This window comes from Vibrio sp. SCSIO 43155 (assembly GCF_023716605.1).
Lineage (GTDB): Bacteria > Pseudomonadota > Gammaproteobacteria > Enterobacterales > Vibrionaceae > Vibrio > Vibrio harveyi.
Map to the genome: position 1 here is coordinate 3,387,771 of NZ_CP071852.1, position 17,840 is coordinate 3,405,610.

Below are 17,840 nucleotides of genomic sequence, written 5' to 3' on the forward strand. Positions count from 1 at the left end.
TTCTTTAATTCGGAAAGCTGTTTTAGGTTCTATTTACACATTCAATGTTCTTACATTGAGTCCATCAAAACCCCTTGGGTGTTGTATGGTTAAGCCTCACGGGCAATTAGTACAGGTTAGCTCAACGCCTCACAACGCTTACACACCCTGCCTATCAACGTTCTAGTCTCGAACAACCCTTTAGGATACTTAAAGTATCAGGGAAGACTCATCTCAGGGCTCGCTTCCCGCTTAGATGCTTTCAGCGGTTATCGATTCCGAACTTAGCTACCGGGCAATGCGTCTGGCGACACAACCCGAACACCAGAGGTTCGTCCACTCCGGTCCTCTCGTACTAGGAGCAGCCCCCTTCAATCTTCCAACGCCCACGGCAGATAGGGACCGAACTGTCTCACGACGTTCTAAACCCAGCTCGCGTACCACTTTAAATGGCGAACAGCCATACCCTTGGGACCGACTTCAGCCCCAGGATGTGATGAGCCGACATCGAGGTGCCAAACACCGCCGTCGATATGAACTCTTGGGCGGTATCAGCCTGTTATCCCCGGAGTACCTTTTATCCGTTGAGCGATGGCCCTTCCATTCAGAACCACCGGATCACTATGACCTGCTTTCGCACCTGCTCGAACCGTCATTCTCGCAGTCAAGCGGGCTTATGCCATTGCACTAACCTCACGATGTCCAACCGTGATTAGCCCACCTTCGTGCTCCTCCGTTACGCTTTGGGAGGAGACCGCCCCAGTCAAACTACCCACCAGGCACTGTCCGCAACCCCGATTAGGGGTCAACGTTAGAACATCAACACTACAAGGGTGGTATTTCAAGGACGGCTCCACACAATCTAGCGACCGTGCTTCAAAGCCTCCCACCTATCCTACACATGTAGGGTCAATGTTCAGTGCCAAGCTGTAGTAAAGGTTCACGGGGTCTTTCCGTCTAGCCGCGGGTACACTGCATCTTCACAGCGATTTCAATTTCACTGAGTCTCGGGTGGAGACAGCGTGGCCATCATTACGCCATTCGTGCAGGTCGGAACTTACCCGACAAGGAATTTCGCTACCTTAGGACCGTTATAGTTACGGCCGCCGTTTACCGGGGCTTCGATCAAGAGCTTCGACCGAAGTCTAACCCCATCAATTAACCTTCCGGCACCGGGCAGGCGTCACACCGTATACGTCATCTTACGATTTTGCACAGTGCTGTGTTTTTAATAAACAGTTGCAGCCACCTGGTATCTGCGACTCTCAATAGCTCCATCCGCGAGGGACTTCACCGTCGAGAGCGTACCTTCTCCCGAAGTTACGGTACCATTTTGCCTAGTTCCTTCACCCGAGTTCTCTCAAGCGCCTTGGTATTCTCTACCCGACCACCTGTGTCGGTTTGGGGTACGATTCCTTACAATCTGAAGCTTAGAGGCTTTTCCTGGAAGCATGGCATCAATGACTTCACTACCGTAGTAGCTCGACGTCGTGTCTCAGCCTTAAAAAGAGCCGGATTTACCTAACTCTTAAGCCTACGCACTTGAACCTGGACAACCGTCGCCAGGCCCACCTAGCCTTCTCCGTCCCCCCATCGCAATTGTAAGAAGTACGGGAATATTAACCCGTTTCCCATCGACTACGCCTTTCGGCCTCGCCTTAGGGGTCGACTTACCCTGCCCCGATTAACGTTGGACAGGAACCCTTGGTCTTCCGGCGAGGAGGTTTTTCACCCCCTTTATCGTTACTCATGTCAGCATTCGCACTTCTGATACGTCCAGCATGCGTTACCACACACCTTCAACCGCTTACAGAACGCTCCCCTACCCAATGCACTAAAGTGCATTGCCGCAGCTTCGGTTTACTACTTAGCCCCGTTACATCTTCCGCGCAGGCCGACTCGACCAGTGAGCTATTACGCTTTCTTTAAATGATGGCTGCTTCTAAGCCAACATCCTGGCTGTCTGAGCCTTCCCACATCGTTTCCCACTTAGTAGTAATTTGGGACCTTAGCTGGCGGTCTGGGTTGTTTCCCTCTCCACGACGGACGTTAGCACCCGCCGTGTGTCTCCCGGATAGTACTTACTGGTATTCGGAGTTTGCAAAGGGTTGGTAAGTCGGGATGACCCCCTAGCCTTAACAGTGCTCTACCCCCAGTAGTATTCGTCCGAGGCGCTACCTAAATAGCTTTCGGGGAGAACCAGCTATCTCCAGGTTTGATTGGCCTTTCACCCCTAGCCACAAGTCATCCGCTAATTTTTCAACATTAGTCGGTTCGGTCCTCCAGTTGATGTTACTCAACCTTCAACCTGCCCATGGCTAGATCACCTGGTTTCGGGTCTATATCCAGAGACTGAACGCCCAGTTAAGACTCGGTTTCCCTACGGCTCCCCTAGATGGTTAACCTTGCCACTGAATATAAGTCGCTGACCCATTATACAAAAGGTACGCAGTCACACCACGAAGGTGCTCCTACTGCTTGTACGTACACGGTTTCAGGTTCTATTTCACTCCCCTCACAGGGGTTCTTTTCGCCTTTCCCTCACGGTACTGGTTCACTATCGGTCAGTCAGTAGTATTTAGCCTTGGAGGATGGTCCCCCCATATTCAGACAGGATATCACGTGTCCCGCCCTACTCGATTTCACTTTAAATGCGTTGCCGGTTACGGGGCTATCACCCTGTATCGCACAACTTTCCAGAAGTTTCACCTGACGCATAAAAAGCTTAAGGGCTAGTCCAATTTCGCTCGCCGCTACTTTCGGAATCTCGGTTGATTTCTTTTCCTCGGGGTACTTAGATGTTTCAGTTCCCCCGGTTCGCCTCGCTGCGCTATGTATTCACGCAGCGATACTAGCTTATGCTAGTGGGTTTCCCCATTCGGAAATCCCAGACTCAAATGGTTTTTACTACCTAATCTGGGCTTATCGCAAGTTAATACGTCCTTCATCGCCTCTGACTGCCAAGGCATCCACCGTGTACGCTTAGTCACTTAACCATACAACCCGAAGGAGTTTCGAGTTGATGAACAAGTCACCAAAGTTGTCTGCAATTTTTATACATGATGCAGACTCGATTTTGCCGGACTCAAATTCCAAGAACACTTGAATGTGTTGTATTGGTGTTTGTCATAAAGACAAACATTGAGAACTTTACAAACAAACTTAAAAGTTTGTTTTGTCAGCTTTCCAAATTGTTAAAGAGCTATGTTTCTTCACAAGGAAGTACATTTTCTAAAGACTTTCAGAGACGAAGATTCTAACCACGTACGTTTTACTGAAGTGGTTTGGAATTCCTATCCAAAAATACTTAGAGAATGGTGGGCGATACCGGGCTCGAACCAGTGACCCCCTGCTTGTAAGGCAGGTGCTCTCCCAACTGAGCTAATCGCCCACGTAAGTTTTGATTCTTCGTGGAGAAGAATGGTGGGTCGTGCAGGATTCGAACCTGCGACCAATTGATTAAAAGTCAACTGCTCTACCAACTGAGCTAACGACCCAATGGTATCCCGTAGGGGAGTCGAACCCCTGTTACCGCCGTGAAAGGGCGGTGTCCTAGGCCTCTAGACGAACGGGACACTGGATTGAAGAGTTTGGGAACTCTTCCTCTCTTACTTTATAAACCGTATCAATCTGTGTGGACACTCATCGTGAGTAATCATCGTATAAGGAGGTGATCCAGCGCCAGGTTCCCCTAGCGCTACCTTGTTACGACTTCACCCCAGTCATGAACCACAAAGTGGTAAGCGTCCTCCCGAAGGTTAAACTACCTACTTCTTTTGCAGCCCACTCCCATGGTGTGACGGGCGGTGTGTACAAGGCCCGGGAACGTATTCACCGTGGCATTCTGATCCACGATTACTAGCGATTCCGACTTCACGGAGTCGAGTTGCAGACTCCGATCCGGACTACGACGCACTTTTTGGGATTCGCTCACTCTCGCAAGTTGGCCGCCCTCTGTATGCGCCATTGTAGCACGTGTGTAGCCCTACTCGTAAGGGCCATGATGACTTGACGTCGTCCCCACCTTCCTCCGGTTTATCACCGGCAGTCTCCCTGGAGTTCCCACCCGAAGTGCTGGCAAACAAGGATAAGGGTTGCGCTCGTTGCGGGACTTAACCCAACATTTCACAACACGAGCTGACGACAGCCATGCAGCACCTGTCTCAGAGTTCCCGAAGGCACCAATCCATCTCTGGAAAGTTCTCTGGATGTCAAGAGTAGGTAAGGTTCTTCGCGTTGCATCGAATTAAACCACATGCTCCACCGCTTGTGCGGGCCCCCGTCAATTCATTTGAGTTTTAATCTTGCGACCGTACTCCCCAGGCGGTCTACTTAACGCGTTAGCTCCGAAAGCCACGGCTCAAGGCCACAACCTCCAAGTAGACATCGTTTACGGCGTGGACTACCAGGGTATCTAATCCTGTTTGCTCCCCACGCTTTCGCATCTGAGTGTCAGTATCTGTCCAGGGGGCCGCCTTCGCCACCGGTATTCCTTCAGATCTCTACGCATTTCACCGCTACACCTGAAATTCTACCCCCCTCTACAGTACTCTAGTCTGCCAGTTTCAAATGCTATTCCGAGGTTGAGCCCCGGGCTTTCACATCTGACTTAACAAACCACCTGCATGCGCTTTACGCCCAGTAATTCCGATTAACGCTCGCACCCTCCGTATTACCGCGGCTGCTGGCACGGAGTTAGCCGGTGCTTCTTCTGTCGCTAACGTCAAATAATGCAGCTATTAACTACACTACCTTCCTCACGACTGAAAGTGCTTTACAACCCGAAGGCCTTCTTCACACACGCGGCATGGCTGCATCAGGCTTGCGCCCATTGTGCAATATTCCCCACTGCTGCCTCCCGTAGGAGTCTGGACCGTGTCTCAGTTCCAGTGTGGCTGATCATCCTCTCAGACCAGCTAGGGATCGTCGCCTTGGTGAGCCATTACCTCACCAACTAGCTAATCCCACCTAGGCATATCCTGACGCGAGAGGCCCGAAGGTCCCCCTCTTTGACCCGTAGGTATTATGCGGTATTAGCCATCGTTTCCAATGGTTATCCCCCACACAGGGCAATTTCCTAGGCATTACTCACCCGTCCGCCGCTCGACGCCGTTATCGTCCCCCGAAGGTTCAGATAACTCGTTTCCGCTCGACTTGCATGTGTTAGGCCTGCCGCCAGCGTTCAATCTGAGCCATGATCAAACTCTTCAATTTAAGATTTTGTTCGGCTCAATGAATACTGAACATTACATAAGTAATGTTTGAATTGACTGTGCTGAATCTTTCGATTCAATGGTCACTTCGTTTCATTGAAACCTAATTTGATACCGAAGTATCTAATTGGATTATCATCAACGAGTGCCCACACAGATTGATAGGTCTATATTGTTAAAGAGCTTGGCTTTCAGTGCCTTAGCACTTAAGCGAGGTGCGTATAATACGCTTTCCACTTTGAAAGTCAACATAAAACTCTAAAATAATTTAGAACTTTATGGTGACTTGCTTATTAAATAAGCAAGTGCAAAATAAAGCCTGGCGATGTTCTACTCTCACATGGGGAAGCCCCACACTACCATCGACGCTAATTCGTTTCACTTCTGAGTTCGGAATGGAAGTCAGGTGGGTCCAAATCGCTATGGTCGCCAAGCAAATTCTTTAATTCGGAAAGCTGTTTTAGGTTCTATTTACACATTCAATGTTCTTACATTGAGTCCATCAAAACCCCTTGGGTGTTGTATGGTTAAGCCTCACGGGCAATTAGTACAGGTTAGCTCAACGCCTCACAACGCTTACACACCCTGCCTATCAACGTTCTAGTCTCGAACAACCCTTTAGGATACTTAAAGTATCAGGGAAGACTCATCTCAGGGCTCGCTTCCCGCTTAGATGCTTTCAGCGGTTATCGATTCCGAACTTAGCTACCGGGCAATGCGTCTGGCGACACAACCCGAACACCAGAGGTTCGTCCACTCCGGTCCTCTCGTACTAGGAGCAGCCCCCTTCAATCTTCCAACGCCCACGGCAGATAGGGACCGAACTGTCTCACGACGTTCTAAACCCAGCTCGCGTACCACTTTAAATGGCGAACAGCCATACCCTTGGGACCGACTTCAGCCCCAGGATGTGATGAGCCGACATCGAGGTGCCAAACACCGCCGTCGATATGAACTCTTGGGCGGTATCAGCCTGTTATCCCCGGAGTACCTTTTATCCGTTGAGCGATGGCCCTTCCATTCAGAACCACCGGATCACTATGACCTGCTTTCGCACCTGCTCGAACCGTCATTCTCGCAGTCAAGCGGGCTTATGCCATTGCACTAACCTCACGATGTCCAACCGTGATTAGCCCACCTTCGTGCTCCTCCGTTACGCTTTGGGAGGAGACCGCCCCAGTCAAACTACCCACCAGGCACTGTCCGCAACCCCGATTAGGGGTCAACGTTAGAACATCAACACTACAAGGGTGGTATTTCAAGGACGGCTCCACACAATCTAGCGACTGTGCTTCAAAGCCTCCCACCTATCCTACACATGTAGGGTCAATGTTCAGTGCCAAGCTGTAGTAAAGGTTCACGGGGTCTTTCCGTCTAGCCGCGGGTACACTGCATCTTCACAGCGATTTCAATTTCACTGAGTCTCGGGTGGAGACAGCGTGGCCATCATTACGCCATTCGTGCAGGTCGGAACTTACCCGACAAGGAATTTCGCTACCTTAGGACCGTTATAGTTACGGCCGCCGTTTACCGGGGCTTCGATCAAGAGCTTCGACCGAAGTCTAACCCCATCAATTAACCTTCCGGCACCGGGCAGGCGTCACACCGTATACGTCATCTTACGATTTTGCACAGTGCTGTGTTTTTAATAAACAGTTGCAGCCACCTGGTATCTGCGACTCTCAATAGCTCCATCCGCGAGGGACTTCACCGTCGAGAGCGTACCTTCTCCCGAAGTTACGGTACCATTTTGCCTAGTTCCTTCACCCGAGTTCTCTCAAGCGCCTTGGTATTCTCTACCCGACCACCTGTGTCGGTTTGGGGTACGATTCCTTACAATCTGAAGCTTAGAGGCTTTTCCTGGAAGCATGGCATCAATGACTTCACTACCGTAGTAGCTCGACGTCGTGTCTCAGCCTTAAAAAGAGCCGGATTTACCTAACTCTTAAGCCTACGCACTTGAACCTGGACAACCGTCGCCAGGCCCACCTAGCCTTCTCCGTCCCCCCATCGCAATTGTAAGAAGTACGGGAATATTAACCCGTTTCCCATCGACTACGCCTTTCGGCCTCGCCTTAGGGGTCGACTTACCCTGCCCCGATTAACGTTGGACAGGAACCCTTGGTCTTCCGGCGAGGAGGTTTTTCACCCCCTTTATCGTTACTCATGTCAGCATTCGCACTTCTGATACGTCCAGCATGCGTTACCACACACCTTCAACCGCTTACAGAACGCTCCCCTACCCAATGCACTAAAGTGCATTGCCGCAGCTTCGGTTTACTACTTAGCCCCGTTACATCTTCCGCGCAGGCCGACTCGACCAGTGAGCTATTACGCTTTCTTTAAATGATGGCTGCTTCTAAGCCAACATCCTGGCTGTCTGAGCCTTCCCACATCGTTTCCCACTTAGTAGTAATTTGGGACCTTAGCTGGCGGTCTGGGTTGTTTCCCTCTCCACGACGGACGTTAGCACCCGCCGTGTGTCTCCCGGATAGTACTTACTGGTATTCGGAGTTTGCAAAGGGTTGGTAAGTCGGGATGACCCCCTAGCCTTAACAGTGCTCTACCCCCAGTAGTATTCGTCCGAGGCGCTACCTAAATAGCTTTCGGGGAGAACCAGCTATCTCCAGGTTTGATTGGCCTTTCACCCCTAGCCACAAGTCATCCGCTAATTTTTCAACATTAGTCGGTTCGGTCCTCCAGTTGATGTTACTCAACCTTCAACCTGCCCATGGCTAGATCACCTGGTTTCGGGTCTATATCCAGAGACTGAACGCCCAGTTAAGACTCGGTTTCCCTACGGCTCCCCTAGATGGTTAACCTTGCCACTGAATATAAGTCGCTGACCCATTATACAAAAGGTACGCAGTCACACCACGAAGGTGCTCCTACTGCTTGTACGTACACGGTTTCAGGTTCTATTTCACTCCCCTCACAGGGGTTCTTTTCGCCTTTCCCTCACGGTACTGGTTCACTATCGGTCAGTCAGTAGTATTTAGCCTTGGAGGATGGTCCCCCCATATTCAGACAGGATATCACGTGTCCCGCCCTACTCGATTTCACTTTAAATGCGTTGCCGGTTACGGGGCTATCACCCTGTATCGCACAACTTTCCAGAAGTTTCACCTGACGCATAAAAAGCTTAAGGGCTAGTCCAATTTCGCTCGCCGCTACTTTCGGAATCTCGGTTGATTTCTTTTCCTCGGGGTACTTAGATGTTTCAGTTCCCCCGGTTCGCCTCGCTGCGCTATGTATTCACGCAGCGATACTAGCTTATGCTAGTGGGTTTCCCCATTCGGAAATCCCAGACTCAAATGGTTTTTACTACCTAATCTGGGCTTATCGCAAGTTAATACGTCCTTCATCGCCTCTGACTGCCAAGGCATCCACCGTGTACGCTTAGTCACTTAACCATACAACCCGAAGGAGTTTCGAGTTGATGAACAAGTCACCAAAGTTGTCTGCAATTTTTATACATGATGCAGACTCGATTTTGCCGGACTCAAATTCCAAGAACACTTGAATGTGTTGTATTGGTGTTTGTCATAAAGACAAACATTGAGAACTTTACAAACAAACTTAAAAGTTTGTTTTGTCAGCTTTCCAAATTGTTAAAGAGCTAATCACTTCTAATGAAGTAACCATTTTTAAAAACTCTCAAGAGAGAATGTTTAAAGATGGTATCCCGTAGGGGAGTCGAACCCCTGTTACCGCCGTGAAAGGGCGGTGTCCTAGGCCTCTAGACGAACGGGACACTGGATTGAAGAGTTTGGGAACTCTTCCTCTCTTTACTTTATAAACCGTATCAATCTGTGTGGACACTCATCGTGAATAATCATCGTATAAGGAGGTGATCCAGCGCCAGGTTCCCCTAGCGCTACCTTGTTACGACTTCACCCCAGTCATGAACCACAAAGTGGTAAGCGTCCTCCCGAAGGTTAAACTACCTACTTCTTTTGCAGCCCACTCCCATGGTGTGACGGGCGGTGTGTACAAGGCCCGGGAACGTATTCACCGTGGCATTCTGATCCACGATTACTAGCGATTCCGACTTCACGGAGTCGAGTTGCAGACTCCGATCCGGACTACGACGCACTTTTTGGGATTCGCTCACTCTCGCAAGTTGGCCGCCCTCTGTATGCGCCATTGTAGCACGTGTGTAGCCCTACTCGTAAGGGCCATGATGACTTGACGTCGTCCCCACCTTCCTCCGGTTTATCACCGGCAGTCTCCCTGGAGTTCCCACCCGAAGTGCTGGCAAACAAGGATAAGGGTTGCGCTCGTTGCGGGACTTAACCCAACATTTCACAACACGAGCTGACGACAGCCATGCAGCACCTGTCTCAGAGTTCCCGAAGGCACCAATCCATCTCTGGAAAGTTCTCTGGATGTCAAGAGTAGGTAAGGTTCTTCGCGTTGCATCGAATTAAACCACATGCTCCACCGCTTGTGCGGGCCCCCGTCAATTCATTTGAGTTTTAATCTTGCGACCGTACTCCCCAGGCGGTCTACTTAACGCGTTAGCTCCGAAAGCCACGGCTCAAGGCCACAACCTCCAAGTAGACATCGTTTACGGCGTGGACTACCAGGGTATCTAATCCTGTTTGCTCCCCACGCTTTCGCATCTGAGTGTCAGTATCTGTCCAGGGGGCCGCCTTCGCCACCGGTATTCCTTCAGATCTCTACGCATTTCACCGCTACACCTGAAATTCTACCCCCCTCTACAGTACTCTAGTCTGCCAGTTTCAAATGCTATTCCGAGGTTGAGCCCCGGGCTTTCACATCTGACTTAACAAACCACCTGCATGCGCTTTACGCCCAGTAATTCCGATTAACGCTCGCACCCTCCGTATTACCGCGGCTGCTGGCACGGAGTTAGCCGGTGCTTCTTCTGTCGCTAACGTCAAATGATAGTGCTATTAACACTACCACCTTCCTCACGACTGAAAGTGCTTTACAACCCGAAGGCCTTCTTCACACACGCGGCATGGCTGCATCAGGCTTGCGCCCATTGTGCAATATTCCCCACTGCTGCCTCCCGTAGGAGTCTGGACCGTGTCTCAGTTCCAGTGTGGCTGATCATCCTCTCAGACCAGCTAGGGATCGTCGCCTTGGTGAGCCATTACCTCACCAACTAGCTAATCCCACCTAGGCATATCCTGACGCGAGAGGCCCGAAGGTCCCCCTCTTTGACCCGTAGGTATTATGCGGTATTAGCCATCGTTTCCAATGGTTATCCCCCACACCAGGGCAATTTCCTAGGCATTACTCACCCGTCCGCCGCTCGACGCCGTTATCGTCCCCCGAAGGTTCAGATAACTCGTTTCCGCTCGACTTGCATGTGTTAGGCCTGCCGCCAGCGTTCAATCTGAGCCATGATCAAACTCTTCAATTTAAGATTTTGTTCGGCTCAATGAATACTGAACATTACATAAGTAATGTTTGAATTGACTGTGCTCTTATTGGTTTTCACTTTTAAAAAGTGAAATAAAACAGCTCAAGGCTGCTTCCCAATTCGAATGGTCACTTCGTTTCATTGAAACCTAATTTGATACCGAAGTATCTAATTGGATTATCATCAACGAGTGCCCACACAGATTGATAGGTCTATATTTTTAAAGAACTTTTCTAACTAACTTGCCGCCTCAGCGCCTCGTCGTTAGGGGTGCGTATCTTACGCTTCCCGCTTTGAGAGTCAAGTATTTTTTCAAATTCTTTTTTCTCTCTTCCGACTCGCTGTGTGACTTTCGTCTCACTCCGTGTCGGTGGATGCGCAGTATAGGGAGTTGAGAAATTAGCGCAACCTTTTTTTGAAAAAAACTTTCTAAGCGGTTATTTATCCACCAAATGCGTTATATCTGCATATTTCTTCGTCACATTTGAGACATATCACAGCAATTGGTTGGAAAAACACCAACCATATACGTAAGATTCATGTGTCTATTTTGTTAATAGGCAGCCAATCTCTTTATCATCTATATGTAGTAATCAAAATGACGTCTAAAAAAAATCTGATCTTGTGTGCTGGGTTGGCGGTCATTGGGGGAATCATCTTCTCTCAGTTACCTGTGTCACCTGCCTTGAGCTTTGTTATCGGTGTTGTCGCTACTGCTTTTCTTTTTTCACTTTCTAGCAAAACACCTATTCTTCAATCTTCGGATTCCGATCCTTCAACTAAAACGCTGTATGTCGGCAACCTTCCTTATAAGGCAAATGAAAGTCACGTTCGAGATTTGTTTGCTGAGTATGGTCAGGTCTATGCAGTACGCTTAATGAAAGATAAGCGCACTGGTAAAAGGAGAGGGTTTGGTTTTGTAGTGATGGCTGCGGCAGATGCAAAACCTGCTATCGCTAAACTTAACGAGAAGGAATATATGGAGCGTACACTTAAAGTGCGTATTGCTAACGATCCTAAACACCCTGATGGCGGTAAACCTGAACAGGATTAAACCCTAAGGTCGCCAAACAGGTATTCAGTGCATCTTCTTGCCAAGGAGGTGCACTGGCATAAATCTTCTTACTCCCTTCCTCTTGGCTTTCTTCCTTCATATCGCTGAGTAGTAATGCTTTCACTCGACGAGCAATGGCTTCGCCAGAATCAATTAACGTAACCTCTCCACCTAACGCTTGATGGATTTCGTCTTTAATCAAAGGAAAATGAGTGCACCCCAATACAGCAACATCGACTTTATTACGTAATGGGAGAAGAATGCTTTCGAGCTCTGGAATAGAAATACTTTCGCCACGCAGCTTTTCTTCTGCCATATCCACTAAGCGAGTGGAACCTAATAGTTCGACAGGTTTGCCTTGAGCAAAGTCACGGATCAGTTCATGAGTATATTGACGAGTCACGGTCGCGGGCGTAGCAATAAGTCCTACACCCTGAGAAGCGAGTAATGAGGCCGGCTTGATCGCAGGCACCACTCCGACAACCGGAATGGATAGATTCGCACGCAATGATGGCAACACTATGGTACTTGCGGTATTGCAGGCGATGACTACTATGTCAGCTTGATGCTCTTCAACCAATGCTGCCACCAGCTTATTAACGCGAGTGATCAGCACATCTTGGTCTAGCTCACCATATGGGTAAGCTTCGTTATCGAACAGATACAAGTAATCCATGTTTGGTAGAAGTCGGTGGATTTCTTGGAAGACCGATAGCCCTCCGACACCGGAATCAAACACTAGGACTTTTTTCTTACTTGATGCTCGCACGAGTCTTACCTGCAAATTAGAGACTCGGCAATCATACTGGTTAGATTTGTTTTGGCAATGCTTTGGCTCGGTATCTTTGATGACTGAATCGCTCCCCTGTTTCCACTTCAAGCTTAGCCAACTCTATATGTCCTTGAAATGATGAGGTTGATGTCACCAATGTATGGAATTCGCCATCTTCGCCACAGGGATCAATATGACCGGGTAATGACTCAATCAACGTTTTGTCATACCAACGTCCACACCACTCCGGCGGCAATACATTTCCATCGGTGGTAATCAACATGGTTTGAATTCCACGCTCGATAATTTCAAATGCCAATGCCTTGCTTTCTTCCCCCAACAAAGGGAATACACATTCCCAGCCGGCAGGTTCAATATAGCTGCGTCGATAATCAGCAATACCATTACAAAACATATCACCGAACGCGACAGCTTCTACATTCAGCCCACTGCTTTGTAGTGCATTAACGATCGTCGATTGATAAATGTCGTTATTCGGGAACACTTCAGGCAGTTCGATAGTAATGAGCGGAAGGCCAAGTAAGTCCGCCTGCATTTGCACGACCTCAAGCGGGGTTGCTTGAAAAGGGACTTCTTTATCAACATAAGTGGTGTACAAGCCAACTACCTGATAATGCGGATCTTCGTTTAGACGCTCCAACGTTAATGTAGAGTCTTTTCCGCTTGACCAGCTAATCACAACACGTTTTTGTTTAGTCATCGTCTTTCCTTGTTACCTATTTCCACCAGCGCTTTACTTACAAAAAGAAAGACCGCCGATATGGCGGTCTCGTTTAGCTTGATTAAAAGCGGTAGTCTGCCGAGACAAAGTACTGACGCCCTGGCGTCGCGTAACTAGTGTACATCTCGTAGTTTTTATCGAAAGCGTTGCTTAGCTTCGCATTAATATCCCAGTTTTGGTTCACGGCGTAAGAAGCAGTGAAGTTCCATAGGCTGTAGCTCGGTAGTCTGGTACTGCCATTAAAGCGTTCACCTTGGTACAGGTACTGCGAGCCCAACGTCCATTGGTCAAACGTTGCGTAGGCGTTCCACTTAGCACCACGCTTGGAGCGGTACGCTAGCTGAGTATCTTTTGCCCCAGACTTATCGACAGGATCTTTATAATCTAAGTAAAACTCGTGAGAAACGATATCCGTGTCGAATTTCACCTCTAGTTCGACACCTTTGATCTCAGCTTCACCAACGTTTTGCATGCCAGAGCCTTTCCAAACCAACATGTTCTCAATTTGGTTGTAGTAACCCGTCACCGTCCAATCAACAATCGATACAGCACCTGATAGCGACAGCTCGGTATTTTCTGATTCTTCTGGTTTTAGGTTTGGCATTTCGTAGCCTGGGTAATACAAATCAACAAAGCTCGGCGCACGGAAAGCAGTACCATGACTCAGGGTTAACTCGTAACCTTCGTAAAAACTCCAACCCGCAGCGGTTTGCCATGTGGTGTTGTTACCAAATTGATTGTTGTCGTCATTACGTACGCTTGCTTCTAACGTCCATACGTCATAAACATATTGAGCAATGGCACTAACACCAAAGTTAGTTCTTGGGTTCTTCTCTGGATCATAGTCTTTAGCTGGTCCCCAACTGTTCGCCGCAATGTAGCCTTTTGCTAGCTTCTCAGTACGGTAATCCAAACCGCCACCAATACTCAGTTCTTCGTTAACGCTGTACGAGTTCAACCAAATCGCGTTGAACTGCTCAATAGCAACATGATCGCCAGTAGATTTGTTTTGACCTGATTTATGGTCGTAGTTGTCTTGTTGACCATAAGCCAATTTTAATTCAGATGAGTAAACGTCTTTGTTGTATTCCAGCGATAAGTCGGTGCCTACATACTCTACTTCACCAGTTTTTTTCTCATGACCACTCCAAATACTACTGTTGTCGTAATCGTATTCATTGTTGTAAGCACTCACCCCAACGTAACCAGACAAGTTGTCAGAAAAGTTTTGTTGGTAACCCAACTTCAGGTTTAGCGTTTCGAAGCCATGCTCATCGCCATCATTCAATCCTGGCTGAGGCTTAACATTAAAACCATCGGTTTTCTCGTATCCTAAGACACCCTTAAAGTGTTTACCTTCACCCACAGGTTTAGAGACCACAAACGTGCCTTTTTTATGGTTATTTGAGCCATAACCTGCAGACACTCGACCTGAATCGTCATTAATAGGCGCACGAGTAATAATGTTGATTACGCCAGAGATCGCTTCTGAACCATAGATAGAGGCTCGTGCACCACGAATGTAATCGATACGTTCGACAGAGTTGATTGGAAATTGGTTAAAGTCGATACCACCCATGATTGCACGAGGCATACGCACCCCATCAACTAAAACGAGTACTTGAGACGAGCTACCACCTCGAACGTAGATAGATGCGGATTGACCACGCCCACCGTACTGAGCAACTTCAACACTCGGCAGTGTACGGAACACATCAAACAGACTATTTGCTTGCAGGCGTTTAATGTCTTCTTTGGTTACCGTGACGGTTTGTGCAAGAACAGCACCATCAATTTGCTTGAAGCGGTTTGCCGTAACCACAACCGTTTCATCTGCGGAAACTTCTTGGGCCTGTGAATAAAAGGTAGGTGAAAGCAGCGATGCACACGTGATCGCAAGAAATGTTTTTCTCATTGTATTGTCCTAAGTCGCGTAATTCCTACCGAGCCCTACTCGTGTTGAGCAGTCCAGTGCTGTGGCTCAGTTGCTGGCAGGTATTCGGACTTAAGAGCAAGGTTGTACCGCCTACTTACTCGACTTCCCACATAGACTAATGCAGTGTCTTGATGAGCGTTCGTTCTCTTTTACCGCTGCGCGTCAGTTCTGGATTCTCACCAGATTCCCATTTCAGCCATCTAGATTGCTAGATAGCACCAGCTTGGGGCAAATACTATTAAGCTATTGATTATTTGTCCAGCCAATATTACCTCTGACAATCGTAACGATTTGGTTCATTGGCGTATCAACTGACACAGAACACACTATCTTTAAATCAATTGGGGCACAAAACTGGACATCCTATTGAGATTGAATAAAATCTGCGCTCTTAAATTGAATGCACCATAAAAGGTAAGATCATGGCTACTCTTGATGTAAACCCACAACGCTACCAAGAACAACTGGCTGAAAAAGTCGAACGTCTGAACGATATGTTCGCGCCATACAACGTGCCAGAACTGGAAGTGTTTGAATCACCAGAGCAGCACTACCGCATGCGTGCTGAGTTCCGCGTTTGGCATGAGGGTGAAGACCTTTACTACATCATGTTCAATCAAGAAACTCGTGAGAAATACCGCGTTGACCAATTCCCAGCAGCAAGCCGTCTGATCAACGACCTGATGCCACTACTAGTTGAAGCGATGAAAGACAACGAATCGCTACGTCGCAAACTGTTCCAAGTGGACTTTCTGTCAACGCTTAGCGGTGAGATTCTGGTTTCACTACTTTACCATCGCCAACTTGATGAAGAGTGGATTGAAAACGCAAAGGCCCTTAAGCAGCGTTTGAATGATGAAGGCTTCAACCTAAACATCATTGGTCGTGCTCGTAAAATGAAGATTGTCCTAGACCGCGACTACGTGATCGAGAAGCTAGACGTAAATGGTCAAAGCTACATCTACCAACAAGTAGAAAACAGCTTCACTCAACCAAACGGCAAAGTCGCTGAGAAGATGCTGGAATGGGCAGTCGACTGTACTCAAGAAAGCACTGGTGATCTCCTAGAGCTTTACTGTGGTAACGGTAACTTCTCTCTAGCGTTGGCACAAAACTTCGACCGCGTTCTTGCAACTGAATTGGCGAAGCCATCTGTGGTTTCTGCGCAATACAACATTGCAGCGAACGAGATTGATAACGTTCAAATCCTACGTCTATCTGCAGAAGAGTTTACTCAAGCAATCGAAGGTAAGCGTGAATTCCGCCGCCTACAAGATGCAGGTGTGGATCTGAAGAGCTACAACTGCAACACAATTTTTGTCGATCCACCACGCTCAGGTATGGATGTCGACACTTGTAAGATGGTGCAAGGTTACGAGCGCATCATGTACATCTCTTGTAACCCAGAGACACTTAAAGAGAACTTGGACATTCTATGCGAAACCCACAACGTGACGCGTTTTGCTCTGTTTGACCAATTCCCTTACACACACCACATGGAAGCAGGTGTACTGTTGGAACGTAAAGCGTAATCCACCAGCCTCAGACATAAAAAAAGCGAGCTCAACGGCTCGCTTTTTTGTTAGATTCGCTTTGCTTATTCAGCAGTGGTCTTCTTTTCCATAAAACCCAGTTTCTTGCCGATCCACGCTAGGAGAATCATTGAAACCAGAATTGCGAAGAAGTTAGAGCCTGCTTCTGGGTATTGCGCTTTGATAAACGCAGAGTGACCAAATGCACCAACGAAGAAACACGCCAGACCAACAAGTGGGATATCTTCTGATACTGGGTTGTTAAGGTATTCTTGGTACAGCGCCTGTACAGCTAGCACGAGTGCAATCAGAGGGAAGATTGAAAAAGACACTTCGCTCATGGTCAACCATGACAACAAAGCATCACCACACATACCTGCAACCAGTGCCAAAATCAGCGTTTTCTTTTCAGATTTATTTCCATTCGACATTATTCTATCCCGCCTTTTAATCGGTTACGTTCACGTTCTTTGCGATACCAATAGGCCCCTTTGGCTATCATTCGCAATTGCATGATCAATCGCTCGGCGAGTTCATCGCGCTCGCGTCGATCTAAATCTAAAGCTTCCGCACCAGAGCTAAACACCAAAGTAACCGACGCCTCTGCTTGAGTGAACGCCTCTTCTTTGGTCATACCGGTGCTCATTAAGTACTCAGTTAATTCTGCCGCAAAATGCTGAATTTCTCGAGCGACGGCAGTACGAAATTCAGAGGAAGTGCCGGAGCGCTCACGCAACAATAAGCGGAAAACGTTAGGACTACTTTCAATGAATTCCATGAAGGTTTCAACTGAAGTTCGAATCACACTGCCTTCTTTGACAATACGCTGACGCGCCTGACGCATCAGTTGTCGCAACAACAAACCACCTTCATCAACCATGGTTAAGCCCAGCTCGTCCATGTCTTTGAAGTGACGGTAAAAAGAAGTCGGTGCAATTCCTGCCTCTCGGGCAACCTCACGCAAGCTGAGATTGGAAAAGCTGCGATCCGCACTGAGTTGATTAAATGCCGCATCGATCAACGATCGACGTGTTTTTTCTTTTTGCTGCGCGCGGATTCCCATCGATTTCATTCTTTAACTTGCTCTTTTTCTATTGGGTACGAGAGCTTCAATATAACGCATATCGCACCCACGTATAAAGCGACGTTATCTGCCGATAAGCGGCGAGCACGTTACTATTGCCATGCACCCAATTGCAATTGTCTCGCTTCAAATA

The 17,840-nt window shown here is 48.2% G+C and carries 7 protein-coding genes, 4 tRNA genes, 5 rRNA genes and 1 riboswitch; of the genes, 2 read left to right on the forward strand and 14 right to left on the reverse strand.

Going from position 1 to position 17,840, the window contains the following annotated elements; translation table 11 throughout:
- Positions 1-85 precede the first annotated feature (85 nt).
- The 9 genes from J4N44_RS16105 to J4N44_RS16145 all read right to left on the reverse strand — a co-directional run bounded on the left by J4N44_RS16105 (position 86) and on the right by J4N44_RS16145 (position 10,587).
- Positions 86-2,975, reverse strand: a 23S ribosomal RNA gene (locus tag J4N44_RS16105).
- Between the two features lie 319 nt (positions 2,976-3,294).
- Positions 3,295-3,370 (reverse strand) — tRNA-Val (locus tag J4N44_RS16110).
- Positions 3,371-3,400: 30 nt separating this feature from the next.
- Positions 3,401-3,476, reverse strand: a tRNA-Lys gene (locus J4N44_RS16115).
- 2 nt (positions 3,477-3,478) lie between these two features.
- Positions 3,479-3,554 (reverse strand) — tRNA-Glu (locus J4N44_RS16120).
- Positions 3,555-3,642: 88 nt separating this feature from the next.
- Positions 3,643-5,193, reverse strand: a 16S ribosomal RNA gene (locus tag J4N44_RS16125).
- A 316-nt stretch (positions 5,194-5,509) separates the two neighbouring features.
- Positions 5,510-5,626: ribosomal RNA gene (gene rrf, locus J4N44_RS16130) — 5S ribosomal RNA — on the reverse strand.
- An 89-nt stretch (positions 5,627-5,715) separates the two neighbouring features.
- A 23S ribosomal RNA gene (locus J4N44_RS16135) occupies positions 5,716-8,605 on the reverse strand.
- Positions 8,606-8,870: 265 nt separating this feature from the next.
- Positions 8,871-8,946, reverse strand: a tRNA-Glu gene (locus J4N44_RS16140).
- 89 nt (positions 8,947-9,035) lie between these two features.
- Positions 9,036-10,587: ribosomal RNA gene (locus tag J4N44_RS16145) — 16S ribosomal RNA — on the reverse strand.
- Together the 16S, 23S and 5S rRNA genes with 4 tRNA genes alongside form the textbook arrangement of a ribosomal RNA operon.
- Positions 10,588-11,185: 598 nt before the next feature.
- Between J4N44_RS16145 and J4N44_RS16150 the strand changes: the two genes are divergently transcribed.
- Positions 11,186-11,641: an RNA-binding protein gene (locus J4N44_RS16150; RefSeq protein WP_069218951.1), complete on the forward strand. Its 456-nt coding sequence runs from the start codon at positions 11,186-11,188 to the stop codon at positions 11,639-11,641.
- Here the strand turns inward: J4N44_RS16150 and murI are convergent.
- The 3 genes from murI to J4N44_RS16165 all read right to left on the reverse strand — a co-directional run bounded on the left by murI (position 11,604) and on the right by J4N44_RS16165 (position 15,070).
- Complete coding sequence (murI, locus tag J4N44_RS16155) at positions 11,604-12,410, reverse strand: glutamate racemase (RefSeq protein ID WP_049538450.1); 807 nt, start codon at positions 12,408-12,410, stop codon at positions 11,604-11,606. The two genes, J4N44_RS16150 and murI, sit on opposite strands and share 38 nt — an antisense overlap.
- 40 nt (positions 12,411-12,450) lie before the next feature.
- Positions 12,451-13,134 (reverse strand): Dph6-related ATP pyrophosphatase, encoded by a 684-nt coding sequence (locus J4N44_RS16160; protein WP_252044651.1) that lies wholly within the window; start codon positions 13,132-13,134, stop codon positions 12,451-12,453.
- An 82-nt stretch (positions 13,135-13,216) separates the two neighbouring features.
- Positions 13,217-15,070, reverse strand: a complete 1,854-nt coding sequence (locus J4N44_RS16165) for a TonB-dependent receptor domain-containing protein (RefSeq protein ID WP_252044653.1) — start codon at positions 15,068-15,070, stop codon at positions 13,217-13,219.
- 58 nt (positions 15,071-15,128) lie between these two features.
- Positions 15,129-15,329, reverse strand: a riboswitch (cobalamin riboswitch).
- Between the two features lie 184 nt (positions 15,330-15,513).
- Between J4N44_RS16165 and trmA the strand changes: the two genes are divergently transcribed.
- The gene (trmA, locus tag J4N44_RS16170; protein ID WP_005451984.1) at positions 15,514-16,623 is read left to right on the forward strand and encodes a tRNA (uridine(54)-C5)-methyltransferase TrmA; all 1,110 of its coding nucleotides are present in this window, start codon (positions 15,514-15,516) and stop codon (positions 16,621-16,623) included.
- Positions 16,624-16,688: 65 nt separating this feature from the next.
- On the opposite strand, the gene J4N44_RS16175 is transcribed toward trmA, so the two are convergent.
- Together J4N44_RS16175 and fabR are read right to left on the reverse strand one after the other, a co-directional pair.
- Entirely contained in the window at positions 16,689-17,054 is a 366-nt protein-coding gene (locus J4N44_RS16175) for a YijD family membrane protein (protein ID WP_005430908.1), read from the reverse strand.
- Positions 17,054-17,695, reverse strand: a complete 642-nt coding sequence (fabR, locus tag J4N44_RS16180; RefSeq protein WP_005430912.1) for an HTH-type transcriptional repressor FabR — start codon at positions 17,693-17,695, stop codon at positions 17,054-17,056. The genes J4N44_RS16175 and fabR overlap by 1 nt, the downstream gene beginning before the upstream one ends.
- Positions 17,696-17,840 lie beyond the last annotated feature (145 nt).